Source organism: Pseudomonas sp. NPDC087615 (assembly GCF_044743445.1).
Lineage (GTDB): Bacteria > Pseudomonadota > Gammaproteobacteria > Pseudomonadales > Pseudomonadaceae > Aquipseudomonas > Aquipseudomonas baetica_A.
The window spans coordinates 79601-94102 of the sequence record NZ_JBIUWM010000006.1; the positions used below are offsets into that span (position 1 = coordinate 79601).

At 57.5% G+C, this 14502-nt stretch carries 14 protein-coding genes; 4 read left to right on the plus strand and 10 right to left on the minus strand.

The genetic code is table 11. The features are described from left to right. Positions 1 to 27: 27 nt before the first annotated feature. The 7 genes from ACIOU6_RS05270 to ACIOU6_RS05300 form a co-directional block, all read right to left on the minus strand. Positions 28 to 3672, minus strand: coding sequence for a transporter substrate-binding domain-containing protein (locus ACIOU6_RS05270; RefSeq protein WP_401134421.1), 3645 nt, complete (start codon positions 3670 to 3672; stop codon positions 28 to 30). 8 nt (positions 3673 to 3680) lie between these two features. After that, entirely contained in the window at positions 3681 to 4307 is a 627-nt protein-coding gene (locus ACIOU6_RS05275; RefSeq protein WP_103304761.1) for a response regulator transcription factor, read from the minus strand. A gap of 384 nt (positions 4308 to 4691) precedes the next feature. Then, positions 4692 to 6020 (minus strand): deoxyguanosinetriphosphate triphosphohydrolase, encoded by a 1329-nt coding sequence (locus tag ACIOU6_RS05280; RefSeq protein WP_221729184.1) that lies wholly within the window; start codon positions 6018 to 6020, stop codon positions 4692 to 4694. A 70-nt stretch (positions 6021 to 6090) separates the two neighbouring features. Continuing rightward, on the minus strand, positions 6091 to 7254 hold the full coding sequence (locus tag ACIOU6_RS05285) for an EAL domain-containing protein (protein WP_221729183.1): 1164 nt from the start codon (positions 7252 to 7254) through the stop codon (positions 6091 to 6093). 126 nt (positions 7255 to 7380) lie between these two features. Then, a complete protein-coding gene (locus ACIOU6_RS05290) occupies positions 7381 to 7719 on the minus strand; it encodes a hypothetical protein (RefSeq protein WP_221729182.1) in 339 nt (112 codons plus the stop codon). Then, a complete protein-coding gene (locus ACIOU6_RS05295) occupies positions 7716 to 8102 on the minus strand; it encodes a phage holin family protein (protein WP_221729181.1) in 387 nt (128 codons plus the stop codon). The genes ACIOU6_RS05290 and ACIOU6_RS05295 overlap by 4 nt, the downstream gene beginning before the upstream one ends. Before the next feature lie 2 nt (positions 8103 to 8104). Continuing rightward, on the minus strand, positions 8105 to 8419 hold the full coding sequence (locus tag ACIOU6_RS05300) for a YqjD family protein (protein WP_221729180.1): 315 nt from the start codon (positions 8417 to 8419) through the stop codon (positions 8105 to 8107). 305 nt (positions 8420 to 8724) lie between these two features. On the opposite strand from ACIOU6_RS05300, the gene ACIOU6_RS05305 reads away from it, so the two are divergent. Continuing rightward, a complete protein-coding gene (locus ACIOU6_RS05305; RefSeq protein WP_401134428.1) occupies positions 8725 to 9933 on the plus strand; it encodes an ammonium transporter in 1209 nt (402 codons plus the stop codon). Here ACIOU6_RS05305 and ACIOU6_RS05310 read toward each other — a convergent pair. After that, positions 9930 to 11642, minus strand: a complete 1713-nt coding sequence (locus ACIOU6_RS05310; RefSeq protein ID WP_401134431.1) for a cation:proton antiporter — start codon at positions 11640 to 11642, stop codon at positions 9930 to 9932. The genes ACIOU6_RS05305 and ACIOU6_RS05310 overlap by 4 nt on opposite strands. Positions 11643 to 11850: 208 nt before the next feature. On the opposite strand from ACIOU6_RS05310, the gene ACIOU6_RS05315 reads away from it, so the two are divergent. From ACIOU6_RS05315 to ACIOU6_RS05325, 3 genes are all read left to right on the plus strand, one after another. Then, positions 11851 to 12087 (plus strand): glutaredoxin family protein, encoded by a 237-nt coding sequence (locus ACIOU6_RS05315; RefSeq protein ID WP_221729177.1) that lies wholly within the window; start codon positions 11851 to 11853, stop codon positions 12085 to 12087. Between the two features lie 112 nt (positions 12088 to 12199). Then, complete coding sequence (locus ACIOU6_RS05320; RefSeq protein WP_003226726.1) at positions 12200 to 12517, plus strand: transcriptional regulator; 318 nt, start codon at positions 12200 to 12202, stop codon at positions 12515 to 12517. A gap of 71 nt (positions 12518 to 12588) precedes the next feature. Continuing rightward, on the plus strand, positions 12589 to 13479 hold the full coding sequence (locus ACIOU6_RS05325; RefSeq protein WP_401134434.1) for a pseudouridine synthase: 891 nt from the start codon (positions 12589 to 12591) through the stop codon (positions 13477 to 13479). An 81-nt stretch (positions 13480 to 13560) separates the two neighbouring features. Here ACIOU6_RS05325 and ACIOU6_RS05330 read toward each other — a convergent pair whose 3' ends face one another. Beyond that, entirely contained in the window at positions 13561 to 13782 is a 222-nt protein-coding gene (locus ACIOU6_RS05330) for a YgdI/YgdR family lipoprotein (protein WP_221729174.1), read from the minus strand. A gap of 78 nt (positions 13783 to 13860) precedes the next feature. Continuing rightward, positions 13861 to 14463, minus strand: a complete 603-nt coding sequence (mobA, locus tag ACIOU6_RS05335) for a molybdenum cofactor guanylyltransferase MobA (RefSeq protein ID WP_401134436.1) — start codon at positions 14461 to 14463, stop codon at positions 13861 to 13863. Between the last annotated feature and the right edge of the window lie 39 nt (positions 14464 to 14502).

The following is a 14502-nucleotide window of genomic DNA, read 5'->3' on the forward strand; positions in this document are numbered from 1 at the left end:
TAACTCACTGCTCAGCGCCAAGCATAGTTAAGGCACGCTCATTGTGCCTTGATCGGACAACGCTAATTGTTGTTGCAAGGCTTGTTCCAGTTCGAGTATTGCCCGGTTGCTCGCTTCGCAACGGCGGGCGATCTCGTCCGTTGCCAATGCCTGCGCGCAGGCCTGTTCAAGGGCATCACAGCATTCGATTACGCGCGTTGCCTGAGCGATGCGCGCGGCGCCTTTGATCTTGTGAGCGACCACCGCCAAGGCTCCGGGATTGTCTTGCGGCGACAACGCGAGCAGTTCCTGTCGGTCGAGACGGCTGCTTTTGAGCAGTTCAACCAGCAGCCGCCGAGCCTGTGCAGGATTGCCGCCGGTCAACATGTTCAGACTTTGCAGGTTGAATGCAGGGGGGTGTGAAACCGGGACGATGCCATCGAGCCACTGGCTGAGCAGACTCAGGCTCAGGGGTTTGAACAGGCAATCGTTCATGCCGGCCTGTTTGCAACGTTGTATTTCTTCGGGTTGTGCATTGGCGGTGAAGCCCAGCACCGTGCAGGGTGGGCAGCGGCTCTGCAGCTCTTGCTGGCGAATGGCGCGGGTCAGTTCATAGCCATTCATCAGGGGCATGTTGCAGTCAACAATCACCAGGTCGAACCCGCCATCCTTCCACAGTTCAAGTCCGCAGCGACCGTTCTCGGCGATGCTGAAGTGATGACCGAGGAACTCCAGTTGCTGACACATCAACAAGCGGTTGGCAGGGTGATCGTCCACCACAAGTACGCGCAGGGGCGCCAGCGAAGTTTTGACAGGGGGTTCACTTCGGGCCGTACTCACCTGGGCCGGCAAGGTTTCCAGCGGCAAGGAAATGCATACCTGAGTGCCGATACCGGGCTGGCTGCTCAATTGCAGTTGTCCGCCCATCATTTCGCACAGATTGCGACTGATGACCAGGCCCAGACCTGCGCCGCTTCTGGCCTGCTGATGGCTGTTCTCCGCCTGGGCAAAGGGTGCGAACAAACGCTGCTGATCCTCGGCACTGATACCGACGCCGCTGTCCTGTACGGTCAGTTGCATCAGCGCACGAGCTGGCACCTCCGTGCTCATGAGGTCAAGGGTGATCCTGATATGTCCTCGCTCGGTGAACTTGATGGCGTTGCTGACCAGATTGGACAGCACTTGCTTGAAGCGCAGTGGGTCCAGGTGCACGTCGACCGCCAGATCCGGCGGATTGAAGATGATTTGCAGGGCGAGATTTTTCTGCCGGGCGAGGCCGTCGAAAATTCTGGCAACAGACGCCACCGTGTCGACCAGATTGACCCGTTCCGGACAAAGGCTCAGGCGTCCGGATTCGATCCGTGCGATGTCGAGAATGTCGCCGATCAAGCCCAACAGATCCTTGGCCGAATGGTAGGCGGTGTCGATCGATGAACGGTCCGGATGCTGTTGATCCATGCGTTTGAGCGTCAGTTCGAGCATACCGATCACAGCATTCATCGGTGTGCGGATCTCGTGACTCATGGTGGCAAGAAAAGTGCTCTTGGCACGGTTCGCCTCATCTGCCTGCTCTTTGGCGGTGCGCAACTCGTCGAACAGTTGGCGACGCTCGCTGATGTCGATCCAGCCACCGATGATGCCTTTCACTTCGCCGCTGGAGTCGCGATACGGGATGATCCAGTGATAGATCGTCAGCCGGCGGTTACCGATGTGCAGGGGACGATCCAGTAACTGGGGAATGCCTTCGTTCACTACGCGCTGGTAATCGGCTTGAAACGCCTGCGCTTCGAAGGCGTTGCTCAGAGTGCCTTGCATGACGCTTTTGCCGATAACGTCCTCGCGTCTGGCATTGAACACTTCGAGGTAGCTGTCGTTGCAGCTTTGCAACAGACCTTTGCGGTCGCGAACGTAGATCGGGTGTGGTGTGCCGTTGACCAGTGAGCTCATGAACTCGAACTGGTCGCTCAAGGCTCGCTCGGCTGCCTGGCGCTGTTTGATCTGGTGTCGCATGTAGGCGTTCCAGGCCAGCAGGAGCAGCAGGACCAGACAGGCTCCTGTGATCACTTGATAGAACAGGCGCTGATAGTTGCGCCAGATGTTCTGCGAGGCGCTGGAGTAACCGCGCCACCGGCCGTTGATCACGCCGAGCTCTTCGGGGGCAATGCTCAGCAACGCTTTGTTGATGATCGAACCCAGTTCCTTGTTATCACGGGCTGTTGCCAGGGAGAACGCTGCCTGACCGGTGCCGATGGTGGTGGTGATTTGCAACGCGCGTTCGAAGATCCGCGAAGAAATGAAGTAGTTGGCGATCACCAATGAATTCACCGCGCCGTCAACGTGACCTTCGGCGAGTAGCGAGACGGCGCTGAATGTATCTTCTGTTTCGATCAACTGGATACGTGGGAACTCGCGTCGCAAATACTCGACCATCGGATTGCCTTGGGCAATCGCTAGCCGCTTGTCTTTGAGCTGACCCAGATTGGATGGGCTGTCAGCGCTTTTGCGTGTCAGCAAGACGTAAGAGTTTTCCAGATAGGGCCGACTGAAGTTCAGGGTTTTTTCCCTCTCGGCAGTTGGTAGTAGTGCTGCTATGAGATCGGCCTTATGGCTGTCGATCTGTTTGATCATCTGCGCGTCGTTACGGCTGCGATGGATCTCGAAGCGCAGGCCGGTGCGCAGGCGGATCAGTTCGAGAAGGTCTGCGCTGATTCCTCGAAAATTGCCGTCGCCGTCGAAGAAGGTCAGCGGCGCGTATGCTTCATTCACCACCACACTCACCACGGGATGCTGTTTGAGCCATGTTTCTTCGCGTCTGGTCAATTGCAGCTTCTGATCGGTGAGGAGCAGGTCGCTGCCTGCGCTCCAGCGCTTGGCGATGTTGTCCCGTTCGCTGCGTGGAACCGCTTTGAGCACGGCGTCGATGATGCCCAGCAATTGCGGATTGTTACGCCGTACGGCGAAGCTGAATCCGAGGGCTTCCTGCTTGCCGAAATTGGCCATGCGGACGTTGTTCAGGTGGCCCTTGTTGATCATGTAATGGGTGGAAAGCGTGTCACCGAGAAATACATCGGCCTGATCGAACGCGACGGCGTTGATCGCGTTTTGATAGGAGGGGTAGCAGGTAATGAGCGCTTTGGGATAAAGCATCTTGACGTCAGGGGGCGGCAAGTAGTGATACACCATGCTCAGTCGCAGGCCTGCCAGGCCTTCGGTCAGGGAGCGGTTTTCGTCTTCGCGGGTAACGAGCACTGGCTGATCAATTGCGTACGGTTCGGATAGCGTGATGTCGGCATTACTGGCTTCGAACCCGTTCGCCGTACCCAGCAGGTCAACCTGGCCGTCGATGAGCGCGTGAATCGCGGCCTCCCGGGAGGGAAAGCGTTTGACCCGGATCGGCAAACCGATGGTTTGACTGAGAAGCCCCGCATAGTCGGCGGTCAGCCCCTCGTAATCGCGACCGCTGGCGGTCATGTCGAAGGGGGGGTAATCGGGAGCGGAGGTGCCCAGTACCAACTCGCTACGGGTTTGCAGCCACTGTCGTTGAGACTGTTCGAGTGCCACTGGCACCGATTCGCTCGCCGAGCGGCTGAGCAAGTTATAGTCCGGTGAATCAAAAGGCATGGCGAACACATTGCTGCTCAAGAACAGACCGGCACTCAACGTAATTAAATAGTCTTTTAAACGACTGGGCATGCTGGCTCTCACACGAGTGCGTTACGTTTGGCCATCTCGATAAGCTCTACAAGGGACTTGGCTTTGAGTTTCTGCATAAGGCGTTTTTTGTAGGTGCTGACGGTTTTATTGCTGAGAAACATGCCTTTGGCTATTTCCTTGTTGGTGCGTCCTTGGGCAAACAGTTGCAATACCATCAACTCGCGATCGTTGACGGACTTGAAGAGTTCCAGTTCTGTATAACGAATATCGTCGCTGCGAACCGGATTCAACGCTTGGCTGGGGAAATAGTTGTAACCGGAAAGTACCGCCTTTATAGCACTGACCAATTCGCTTAGGTCTTCCTGTTTACATACATAGCCCGACGCACCGGATTGCATGCAGCGAATTCCGAATAAAGTCGGGCATTGCGCGGTCAGTACCAGGGTTTTCAACGGCGAACTCATGGCGTTGAATCGCGCCAGCACCTCCAGACCGTCGAGTTTTGGGATGCTGATGTCGAGAATGATCAGGTCCGGCATGCACTCGCGCACCATCTGCATGGCATCGACCCCATTGTCGGTCTCTCCGACGACCTTATAACCTTCATGTTCCAGCAGCATGCGAACGGCGAGACGGATGACCGGGTGATCGTCGACAATAAAAACGGAGTTCATAATCAAATCCCATACAAGCACGAATAAAGCGCGCACCTTAGCCCAGATAGATGAAGGCTCGCATGAACTGACTTGGCTTCAGTCGCGTTATCGGATTATTCCTACAGTTAATGAGGAAAGGTACTACGGTCGAACTAGGTTGGGCGTAAGGATGTACAGGAATTGCAGTGGCTTATAGTTCGGCTTGAATGTTTTGCAAGTGCTGGTTGTTAATGGTTTTTTATAGGTGTTTAAGTGTGCTGATTCGTGGCTTGTTTGTTTTTGTTTGTTTTGCCGTTACGTCGCGCCATAAAACTGCTGAATGTGCCCGTCTCATAAGCGATTGAGCAGAGAAAGTGATCGCCAGACATTCAGCCGGCTGAATGCCGACCGAATGGGTCCGAATCAGCGACTGGAGCGACCGGTCATCTCCAGCGCCATTTCGCTGGCGTAGCTGTCGGTCATGCCGGCAATGAAATCGATCATGCGTAAAAATGAAGTGTGCAACGAACCCTGCGGATCCGGTGCGTTATTGCCCAGCAAATCGAGAATACGTCGACTCTTGAACGACGGCGTGCGCCCGTTGTGTTGTTCCAGTGCAGCACCGCAGAACGAGTTGAGCAGAATCTCCAGCGTCGTGTAGGCGCCGATTTCGTGCAGGGTTTTGCGTTTGTCCTGAAAGATCTTCTTGCGGGCAATGTCCTTGGCGTTCAATACACAGCGCTTGGCCGGGCCGTGCATGTGCTCGACCAGATCGCCGTGCAACGTGCCGGCGAGCAGTGCGTCCTGTTGCTCGACAAAGGCCCGCGCCGCCGCGTTGGTCAAATGCTCGATGGCCTTGCCACGCAGGATTGCCAGTTTGCGTCGACGCGAATCCTGCGGGCCAAGCTGACGATAGGTTTCCGGCAGATCATCACCCACCAGTCCGAGCAGCAGCGATTCGACTTCGGCGTATTCCAGCAACTCCATCTCAAGACCGTCTTCGAGGTCGATCAGGGCATAGCAGATGTCGTCGGCGGCTTCCATCAGGTACACCAACGGATGGCGCGCCCAGCGCTGGTCTTCCAGTTGCGGCAGTCCAAGCTTGTGAGCGATCTGTTCGAGCAGTGGCAACTCGCTCTGATAGCAACCGAATTTGTGTTTTTTGTATCCAAGGGAGTCAGCGTGACGGGCTGTCCACGGGTATTTCAGATACGTGCCAAGCGTGGCGTAGGTCAGGCGGGTGCCGCCGTCGAACTGATGGTACTCAAGCTGCGTGAGCACCCGGAAACCCTGGGCATTGCCTTCAAAATTGAGGAAGTCGGCGCGTTCGGCTTCACTCATGCCATCAAGCCAGCCACGCCCGGCCGCCTGTTGAAACCAGTGGCGAATGGCATCTTCACCTGAATGGCCAAACGGCGGGTTGCCGATGTCGTGAGCCAGACAAGCCGATTGCACGACCATCCCCAGGTCGGCGGGATCGCACCAATCGGGAAGGGCATTGCGCAGGGTTTCACCGACGCGCATGCCCAACGAACGGCCGACGCAACTGACTTCCAGTGAATGGGTCAGGCGCGTGTGGATGTGGTCGTTGCTCGACACCGGATGCACTTGGGTCTTGCGACCCAAGCGGCGGAAGGCGCCGGAGAAAATGATGCGGTCATGGTCTTTATGGAAAGGGCTGCGGCCGAGCTCTTGCGGGCTGTGCAGGGGCTTTCCGAGGCGTTCGCGGTTGAGCAGGGTGTGCCAATCCAAGGCTGATTCTCTCCGTCTGGTGACTGAATTGCCCTAGCTTCCCGGTTCACGGCGGCACCTGCAAGCGGAACTACAGCCCCGCCGCATCGATGTCGATCAACAGCAACCGTTCGCCGTTGTCGAAAAACTGTCCGGCCGTCAGGCAATACTGGTTGCTGGTGGCATCGCGGTAGGTGTTGGACAGGGTCAGGCGCCTTTCCTCCCAGCCTTCGGCGAGCAAATGGTAGAAGTACGGGCGCCATGACCAGTTGTGCCCCAGATAACGGTTATCGGCGACCCAGCCGTTGTTGCGCCATTCCAGATTGGGAGTCAGTTGCGTGCCGTGACGGTCGCATTGATAAAACCGCAGCAGCCATGGGAAGGCCTCCAGTTGTGGTAATGCACTGAGTGGCGCGTGAGCCTGAGCCCAGTTTTGCAGGATTGCCATTAATTCACTGAGTTGCTTGCGCATCTGCATCAACCGTCCGCGTTCGGCGAGTTTCTGTCGAACGTACCGCTGGCGTAACTCGGCAAAACGTTGCACAAAAGCGTCTGTCGGATAGAAGGCTTCCTGGGCCCGGGCGAACAGAAAACCCTGCACGTAACGTGAACCGCACTCGAGGGCGAAATTCAGTTGGGCTTCGGTCTCGACACCTTCGGCGATGATCCAGCAGCCGGTTTTCTCGGCCATTTGTGCAAGCGCTTTCACAACATCACTGCTCGGGCCGCCTAGGGCGGCGGCCTGAAATAAACGCATGTCGAGTTTGAGGATATCCGGTTGCAACGCCAGCACTCGATCAAGTTGCGAATAACCGGCGCCAAAGTCATCGATGGCAATCCGCGCACCGGCCTGGCGATAGCGCGCGACCACTTCGGCAAGGCGCTCACCATTGCCCCCCAATTCGGTGATTTCGAACACGATACGTTGCGGATCAACATTATGGCGTGCCAGTTGTTTAAGGCTGGGTAGCGCTTGATCGGAGCGCAGTCGACTGATCCAGCGCGGCGACATGTTCAGGCTGAGAAACCAGTCAGCCGGGGCTTCATGCAAGCGACTCAGGGCGTTGTCACGAATCTGCCGATCAAGGCGGCGCAGCGCGATGGCAGGCGTGCGGCTGTCGGCGAACAATGGCCCGACCGAGGTCAGTTGACCGTCAGCCTGACGCAGGCGTCCTAACGCTTCGACGCCTGCTATGCGTCCGGTGGCCGTGTCGATGAAAGGCTGAAAGCAGGCGAGCGGTTGCCCGTCGATCACGGGGCCTCCTTAGTCGTTCTTGTTCTGGTTGGACCCCGTCTACCGGGTAGGCGCGAGAGGATTGAACCTCCGGATACAGGAGGTTCATCTCGCGGCTATTGCAAGAATGTAGCCAGATGCGTCCGTTCAGCGTTTGCCCGAGCCCTGCATGACCAGTTTGATCAGCGGCCCAAGGCTGGTGCCCAGACGAATCAATCGGGTCAGCCCCCCGACGCCGCCGCTTTTCGCGCCTTTTCCGGTAATAAAGCCCAGCAGTGTGACAGCCGCCACGCCCCACAGCGGCGCGTGCTTGATGCCCAAGCCACCCTGCAGGTTTTGTGTCATGCCGCGCATCCGCTGCAGGGGCTGCATCACCTGACCGGCTTCATGGCGGATTTCCTGCCGGTGCATTTCCATGCGAAGGCGGATAAGCGCTTTGCGCATTTCCCGGCGTGAGCTGTTATGAGGAAGTTCAGGCAGGCTCATGGCAGCAGGCGCTCCCGGTCATTGGCCAGCTCTTCGAGCGTGCCGTGGAAGGGCGAGGATTCATCGAAGATCGCAGCCTTGAGGCGCAAGCCACAGAAGATTGCCGCCAAGGTGTAGAACACGCACAGGCCGATGATCGCCGGGAGACGGTAGGTGTCCCAGAACACAATCAACACCAATGTCGACAAACCGACCAGCAACAGCAGGGCAAACACCAACGCCAGGCCCGCAAAGAGCAACAGGCTAACGGTGCGTGCTTTCTGCTCTTGCAATTCGATGCCGAACAGCTCGACATGACTGTGCAACAAGCCAAGGACGGCAGCGCCCAAACGCCGCGTGGAGGAGGCGGTGCCCGCAGTCGGGCCGGATTCACCGATCGACATGATCAGCGCCGAGTGGCCAGCAGGCCGATCAGGAAGCCGACGCCTGCCGCGATACCAACGGACTGCCAAGGGTTGGCCGATACGTAATCTTCGGTGGCAGTGACAGCGGCCTGACTACGATCGCGCAGAGTGTCTTCGGTCAGTTTCAGGGTTTCCCTTGCACGCAGCAGACTGTCGTGGATCTGATCACGCAGTTCATCGGCCTGATCGCCCGCCAGACTGGCGGTGTGCTCGAGCAACCGTTCGGTGTCGGCGACTAATGTCTGGAAGTCGTTGATCAGGATTTCTTGAGCAGTCTTTGCCTTGATGCTGGCCATGGTGGATCTCCGTAGGTGGCGTCTGAATCGTTCGAGTATGAGCCCTGCGCGAAGGTTCAGTACAAATGACTGGTACAACTTTTGCTGTGTCGTGGTGCGTCGCCCAGCTGTCGTGCGCGGTTGCTGGGCACGCAAGCAGAAAAAACCTAATTCCAACAATCCATGTTCGTGTCAGGACATCGACCTTGTGCGCCAAAGTGGTTCATCAGCCCCTAGGGTTAATGACGGCTTGGTCGCAACTTGGTGCATGAAATGCCCGCATGAACTGCTTTGGTGCCTTTTTAAGCCCTCAGGTCTGCCTCTTTATGGAAAATCTGCAAAGCGCTGTGGACACGCTGGTTCACAGCTCCAATACGTTGTTCATTTTGATCGGTGCGGTGATGGTGCTGGCAATGCACGCCGGTTTCGCTTTTCTGGAGGTCGGTACGGTCCGCCAGAAAAACCAGGTCAACGCATTGTCGAAAATTCTCAGCGATTTCGCCGTCTCGACCCTGGCCTATTTCTTTATAGGCTACTGGATTTCTTACGGTGTGACCTTCATGCAACCGGCGGCGGTGTTGAGCGCCGATCATGGTTATGGGCTGGTGAAGTTTTTCTTCCTGCTGACTTTTGCAGCGGCGATTCCGGCGATCATTTCCGGCGGCATTGCCGAGCGAGCACGCTTTGTTCCGCAATTGTGCGCCACGGCGCTGATCGTGGCATTCATCTATCCGTTTTTCGAAGGGATGATCTGGAACGGCACCTATGGCCTGCAAGCCTGGCTGACGGCGCAGTTCGGTTCGCCGTTCCATGACTTCGCCGGTTCTGTGGTGGTGCATGCCATGGGCGGCTGGCTGGCGCTGGCGGCGGTGTTGTTGCTCGGCCCGCGCAACGGGCGTTATCGCGAAGGGCGACTGGTGGCCTTCGCGCCGTCGAGCATCCCGTTTCTGGCATTGGGCTCGTGGATCCTGATTGTTGGCTGGTTCGGCTTTAACGTGATGAGCGCGCAAACGCTGCAAGGGGTCAGTGGTCTGGTGGCCGTCAACTCGTTGATGGCGATGGTCGGTGGCACCGTGGCGGCATTGATCGTCGGACGCAATGACCCGGGTTTTCTGCATAACGGCCCGTTGGCCGGGTTGGTGGCGATCTGCGCAGGCTCTGATCTGATGCATCCGGTCGGCGCGCTGATAACCGGGGCCATTGCCGGTGCACTGTTTGTCTGGTGCTTTACCGCTGCGCAGGTCAAATGGCGCATTGACGATGTGTTGGGTGTGTGGCCATTGCACGGTTTGTGCGGCGTTTGGGGTGGGATTGCGTGCGGGATCTTCGGCCAGACAGCGCTCGGCGGTCTCGGTGGCGTGAGTCTGATCAGCCAATTGATTGGCTCCGCACTCGGCGTTGCAGTGGCGCTGATTGGTGGTTTCGCCGTGTACGGTGTGATCAAGGCATTGCATGGGCTGCGCCTGAGTCAGGAACAGGAGTATTACGGCGCCGACCTGTCATTGCACAAGATCGGCGCGGTGAGTCAGGACTAAGTTTCCTCATGGTCGGCACCGGGGTAAAAACCGTGCAGCAGGCGATAGCGATCAATGCGTACCAGATCGACTTTTTCCTGTACCTGATGCGCCGGCAAACCGAGCATGATCAAGGCGTGCGAGGCCAGCATCAGGCTCGATTCCAACAGTTCCGGCACCACTTCGGTGGCGCCGGCGGCTTTCAATTCGGCCCATTGACTGTCGTCGCGGGTGCGCACCAGAGTCGGTACATGTGCGTTGAGCCGGCGGGCTTCCTTGAGGATGCGCAGGGCGACATCGCTCTGATCCACCGCGATCACCAGCAGCCTTGCGCGAAGCAGGCCGACGGCGGTCAGGAGATCTGCGCGTGAGCAATCGCCATAATGCACGCCACTTTCCCCGGTTGCGGCTTCCTGTACCCGCACCGGGTCGTTGTCCAAGGCAATGTAGGGTTGCTGCGCGTTGCGCATGAAGCGGCCGATCGATTGACCGACGCGGCCGTATCCACAAATAACCACATGCTTGTCGAGTTCGGCGTTGAGCGCGCTGATCTCCTCGATCTGTGCTTCCTGGTTGGGTTTGCGATGCAGGGCCGCAGCGATGCGTGGAGCAGCCCGCAGCAACAGTGGTGTCAGTAGCATCGAGCAGAAGGTTGCCGCGAGCAGCATCGCCCCCAATTCCTCGGGCATCAGGCTGTTTTGTTGCATTTGCGCCATCAGTGCGAAACAGAATTCGCCGCCCTGGGCCAGGGCCAGACCGCTGCGCCACGCGGTTTCGCTGTCACTGCCGCGCCACTTCACCAGAAGCGCCACAACTATGCCCTTGATGACCATCAATCCGAGTGTGAGGCCGAGAATCAACAGGCTGTGGCTGACGAACAATTGCAGATCGATCAGCATGCCGATGCTGACGAAAAATACCCCGAGCAGAATGTCGCGGAAGGGCCGGATATCGGCCTCGATCTGATGCCGATAGTGGCTTTCACCCAGCAGCATGCCGGCGAGGAAGGCGCCAAGTGCAGGGGACAGACCCAGCAGGTGAGTCAGCCATGCAGTCAGTAGCACAATTACCAGCGCCAACAGCACAAACAACTCTGCAGAGCGCGAAGCGGCCACTTCTTGGAACAGCCGAGGCAGCAACCAGCGACTGGCGAACAGCAGGCCGACAAACAGCACCCCGGTTTTCGCCAGGGTCAGCGGCAATGCCCAATACCATGCTTGATCGCTGCTGCCGGCGAACACCGGCACCAGCGTCAGCAGCAAAACGGCGACAACGTCCTGAAACAGCAATACGCCGACTGCATTCTGGCCGTGGCTGCTGAATACCTCGCCGAGGCTGCCGAGCTCTTTGGTCACGATCGCCGTGGACGACAATGACAGTCCGGCGCCGAGCAGCAGCGCTGGAGTCATCGGCATGCCCAGCAGCATCAGCAGCAGACCCAACAGCGCTGCGCTGATCAGCACCTGCTGGCTGCCCAGGCGAAACACCACCTGGCGCAACGCAATCATCTTCGACAGGGAAAACTCCAGGCCCAGCGAAAACAGCAGAAACACGACGCCCAGTTCGGCCACGTCTGGCAGGTGTTCACTCTCGTTGACCCAGTCGAATGCGCTCGGCCCGACCAGCAGCCCCACGCACAGGTAACCCAGCACCGGCGGTAGCCGCAGACGACGGAACAGGGCAATCATCACGAGGGATGAGGCGAGGATGATCAACAGGTTGGCAAACACTAGGCACTCCGATGTCAGGCTCTGGCTTCTCAAGCGTAGAGGCAAAAAGAGCGGGAGCATCGCGTAATTGGTTATTGCGTGAACTGATTTGCGTCAGGGTTTTGCGAGTGAAGCGCCAAAGAGGCGCTGAAGCCTTTGGGCGGTGGTGGCTCGACGGGTTTCCAGGGGAGGCCTAGAATAATTTCATTAAATTTTTGGTTGAGTAACCATGCCTCCTGAATGTCAGTTGTTCGGCACCCTGGGGTGTCATTTGTGTGAAGTCGCTGAAGCCGAATTGATGCCCTTTGTCGAGCACGGCCTGCTTGTCGAACTGGTGGATATCGCTGAGGACGAGCGCTGGTTTGAGGCCTATAGCCTGCGGATTCCGGTGCTGCGCCGAGTCGACACCGGTGCGGAACTGGGCTGGCCGTTCAGTGCCGATGAGGTCGCGGCGTTCCTTGGTTGAGGAGCTTTGCCGGATTATCCCGCTGGTCGCCGATGCGAATCCATCCCTTGGCACTTTACGGTTTATTCGGTTACTGTATGGGCATACAGTAATTGGGTCAGAGGGACGAACCGTGGTCAATGTCGAACAGTTGAAGAACAGCGTGAACCGGATGTCGGTTGACGTGGTGCGCGAGGCCGTTCTCGAATTGCGCCTTGACGGACTGGTCACGGAAGGCAAGACGCCATTCAATAAACTGCATTTCAACACTTGTTTTGCCGAGATTGAGGCCTTGTTTCAGCGCGCCGGTTACCACAAGCAATTGGATGTGGTTGGCTATCAGGGTTTGCTCTACGCCTTGTATGACCCGGGTCGCTGGGAGGCTGTCGATGTGTTGCGCTGGCTCAAGGAATTCACCGAGGCGGCGGCACTCAAGTCGATTCCTGCCTGACGATTCTGCGCTAGGTTCGCTTCCTTCATTGCTGGATAATGCCAGCCTGCCTTGAGGGTCCGAATTTCCGTATGTCCATATCTACATTCTCTGCTGCGCAAAATCAGGCCAGCACGCTTTATCTGCCGCCCGGTAAGTGGCTGACCGTACTCGATTGTCTGTGCGAGCATTTCAGCGCCATTGGTCGCGAGCAATGGCTGGACCGAATCGCCCGGGGGCGGGTACTCGATGGTCATGGGCAGCCAATAGCGGTGGACTTGCCCTACAAGGAAGGCTTGCGGATTCACTATTTTCGCGAAGTGCCGGACGAAAAACCGATCCCGGTGGTCGAGTCGATTCTCTATGCCGATGAGCACTTGGTGGTGGCTGACAAACCTCACTTCCTTCCGGTTACGCCGGCCGGCGAGTATGTCGAGCAAACCTTGCTGCGCCGGCTGATCCGGCGTCTGGATAATCCCCATCTGGTGCCATTGCACCGTATCGACCGGCATACGGCGGGGCTGGTGATTTTTTCGGCCAATCCACAAACCCGCTCGGCGTATCAGTCGCTATTTCCGACGCGGCAGATAGACAAACGCTACGAAGCCATTGCCCCTGCCTTACCTGAACTGAATTTCCCGTTGGTGCATGAAAGCCGCTTGATCGATGGTGAACCGTTTTTCCGCATGCAGGAGGGGCCGGGAGTCAGTAACACCGAAACGGCTGTCGAGGTTCGGGAGAAGAATGGCGATCTCTGGCGCTATGGCCTGTTTCCGGTGACCGGCAAGAAACATCAGCTGCGTGTCCACATGACCGCGCTGGGGGCAAGTATCTGCAACGATCCGTTTTACCCGGATGCGCTAAAAGACGTTGAGGACGACTATGCCAATCCGCTGAAGCTCTTGGCGCAAGGACTTCGTTTTATCGACCCGGTAACAGGTGAGGAGCGCGAGTTCGAGAGTCGTATCACCCTGCAATGGTGATGCCGTCCGTACTTTTTGAGTGTTCATGAAAAAGCCCGCATGGAAATGCGGGCTTTTCTGTATCCGTTGTCGACGTGGAGCTTACAGCTCTTTAACGGTACGAACCTGATCCTTGTTGAGGCGAGTTTCTTTACCGTCCAGCTGTTTGAACTCGTAGAAACCTGAATCTTCATCGTATTGCGGGGTGTCGACGGCCTGGATTTCGCGACCGTCATTCAAGGTGATCACTGTTGGCGACGAGCAACCGGCAAGGGTAGCGAGGCCCAGTGCGAGCATGAAAGTGGCGAGGGTCCGTTGAGTCATGAGTGTGTCTCCGAATGTGAATTCTTTTGGTTACTGAGCTTGAGACGTACACAAGACGTCAGAGTTCCTTCGATAGTGTCAGTCTGACACGGTGTTGTGCGAATTTAACAGGTCCAGGGTGTTCAGGTTAGCCAGTCGCGGGTCGTTGTCGGGGCATTGCAGGGCGGTGGCGCCCAAGCTGCGCATCACTCGGCCAGGGCTGCGTTCACCGGCGCGCCAGGCGTCTTCGAAGGCTGGTAAAAGTGCGGCCGGAATCACGCAGAGCAAAGGTTCCCAGTGCTTGCCGTGGCGCAACATTAAAGGTTTGTCAGGATTCTGGTTGGCGGTTTCGCGCATGTCGTGCAGCAGTGCTGCGTCGATACTCGGGACATCGCATGGCAATACCAGTAGGTAAGGATGGCTTGCGGCTTTCAGGCCAGCACGAATGCCCGCCAATGGTCCTGGAAAGTCGCTCTCGTCGTCCATCACCAATTGATCGGCGAACAGCGCATAACGCTCGCGATTGCGATTGCAGGAGATGATCAGGTCATCAGTCAGTGGGCGAGTCTTGCGCTGCAAATGTGCGATCAGCGGTTCGCTCTGCCACTCCACCAGACCTTTGTCCTGACCGCCCATGCGCTGGCCGCGTCCGCCTGCCAGGAGAAGAATGGAGCAGGGCGGCAGTTGCGTCTTCAAGGTCATGGCTGCTCTCCAGAGGGGCGGTAAAAAAAGGGGGCGCTG

Coding starts and splice junctions, on each gene's coding strand:
- ACIOU6_RS05325 (WP_401134434.1), top strand. CDS start 12,589: ATGTCCATATCTACATTCTCTGCTGCGCAAAATCAGGCCAGCACGCTT.
- ACIOU6_RS05275 (WP_103304761.1), bottom strand. CDS start 4,307: ATGAACTCCGTTTTTATTGTCGACGATCACCCGGTCATCCGTCTCGCC.
- ACIOU6_RS05295 (WP_221729181.1), bottom strand. CDS start 8,102: ATGTCGATCGGTGAATCCGGCCCGACTGCGGGCACCGCCTCCTCCACG.
- ACIOU6_RS05300 (WP_221729180.1), bottom strand. CDS start 8,419: ATGGCCAGCATCAAGGCAAAGACTGCTCAAGAAATCCTGATCAACGAC.
- ACIOU6_RS05290 (WP_221729182.1), bottom strand. CDS start 7,719: ATGAGCCTGCCTGAACTTCCTCATAACAGCTCACGCCGGGAAATGCGC.
- mobA (WP_401134436.1), bottom strand. CDS start 14,463: ATGACCTTGAAGACGCAACTGCCGCCCTGCTCCATTCTTCTCCTGGCA.
- ACIOU6_RS05315 (WP_221729177.1), top strand. CDS start 11,851: ATGCCTCCTGAATGTCAGTTGTTCGGCACCCTGGGGTGTCATTTGTGT.
- ACIOU6_RS05305 (WP_401134428.1), top strand. CDS start 8,725: ATGGAAAATCTGCAAAGCGCTGTGGACACGCTGGTTCACAGCTCCAAT.
- ACIOU6_RS05330 (WP_221729174.1), bottom strand. CDS start 13,782: ATGACTCAACGGACCCTCGCCACTTTCATGCTCGCACTGGGCCTCGCT.
- ACIOU6_RS05270 (WP_401134421.1), bottom strand. CDS start 3,672: ATGCCCAGTCGTTTAAAAGACTATTTAATTACGTTGAGTGCCGGTCTG.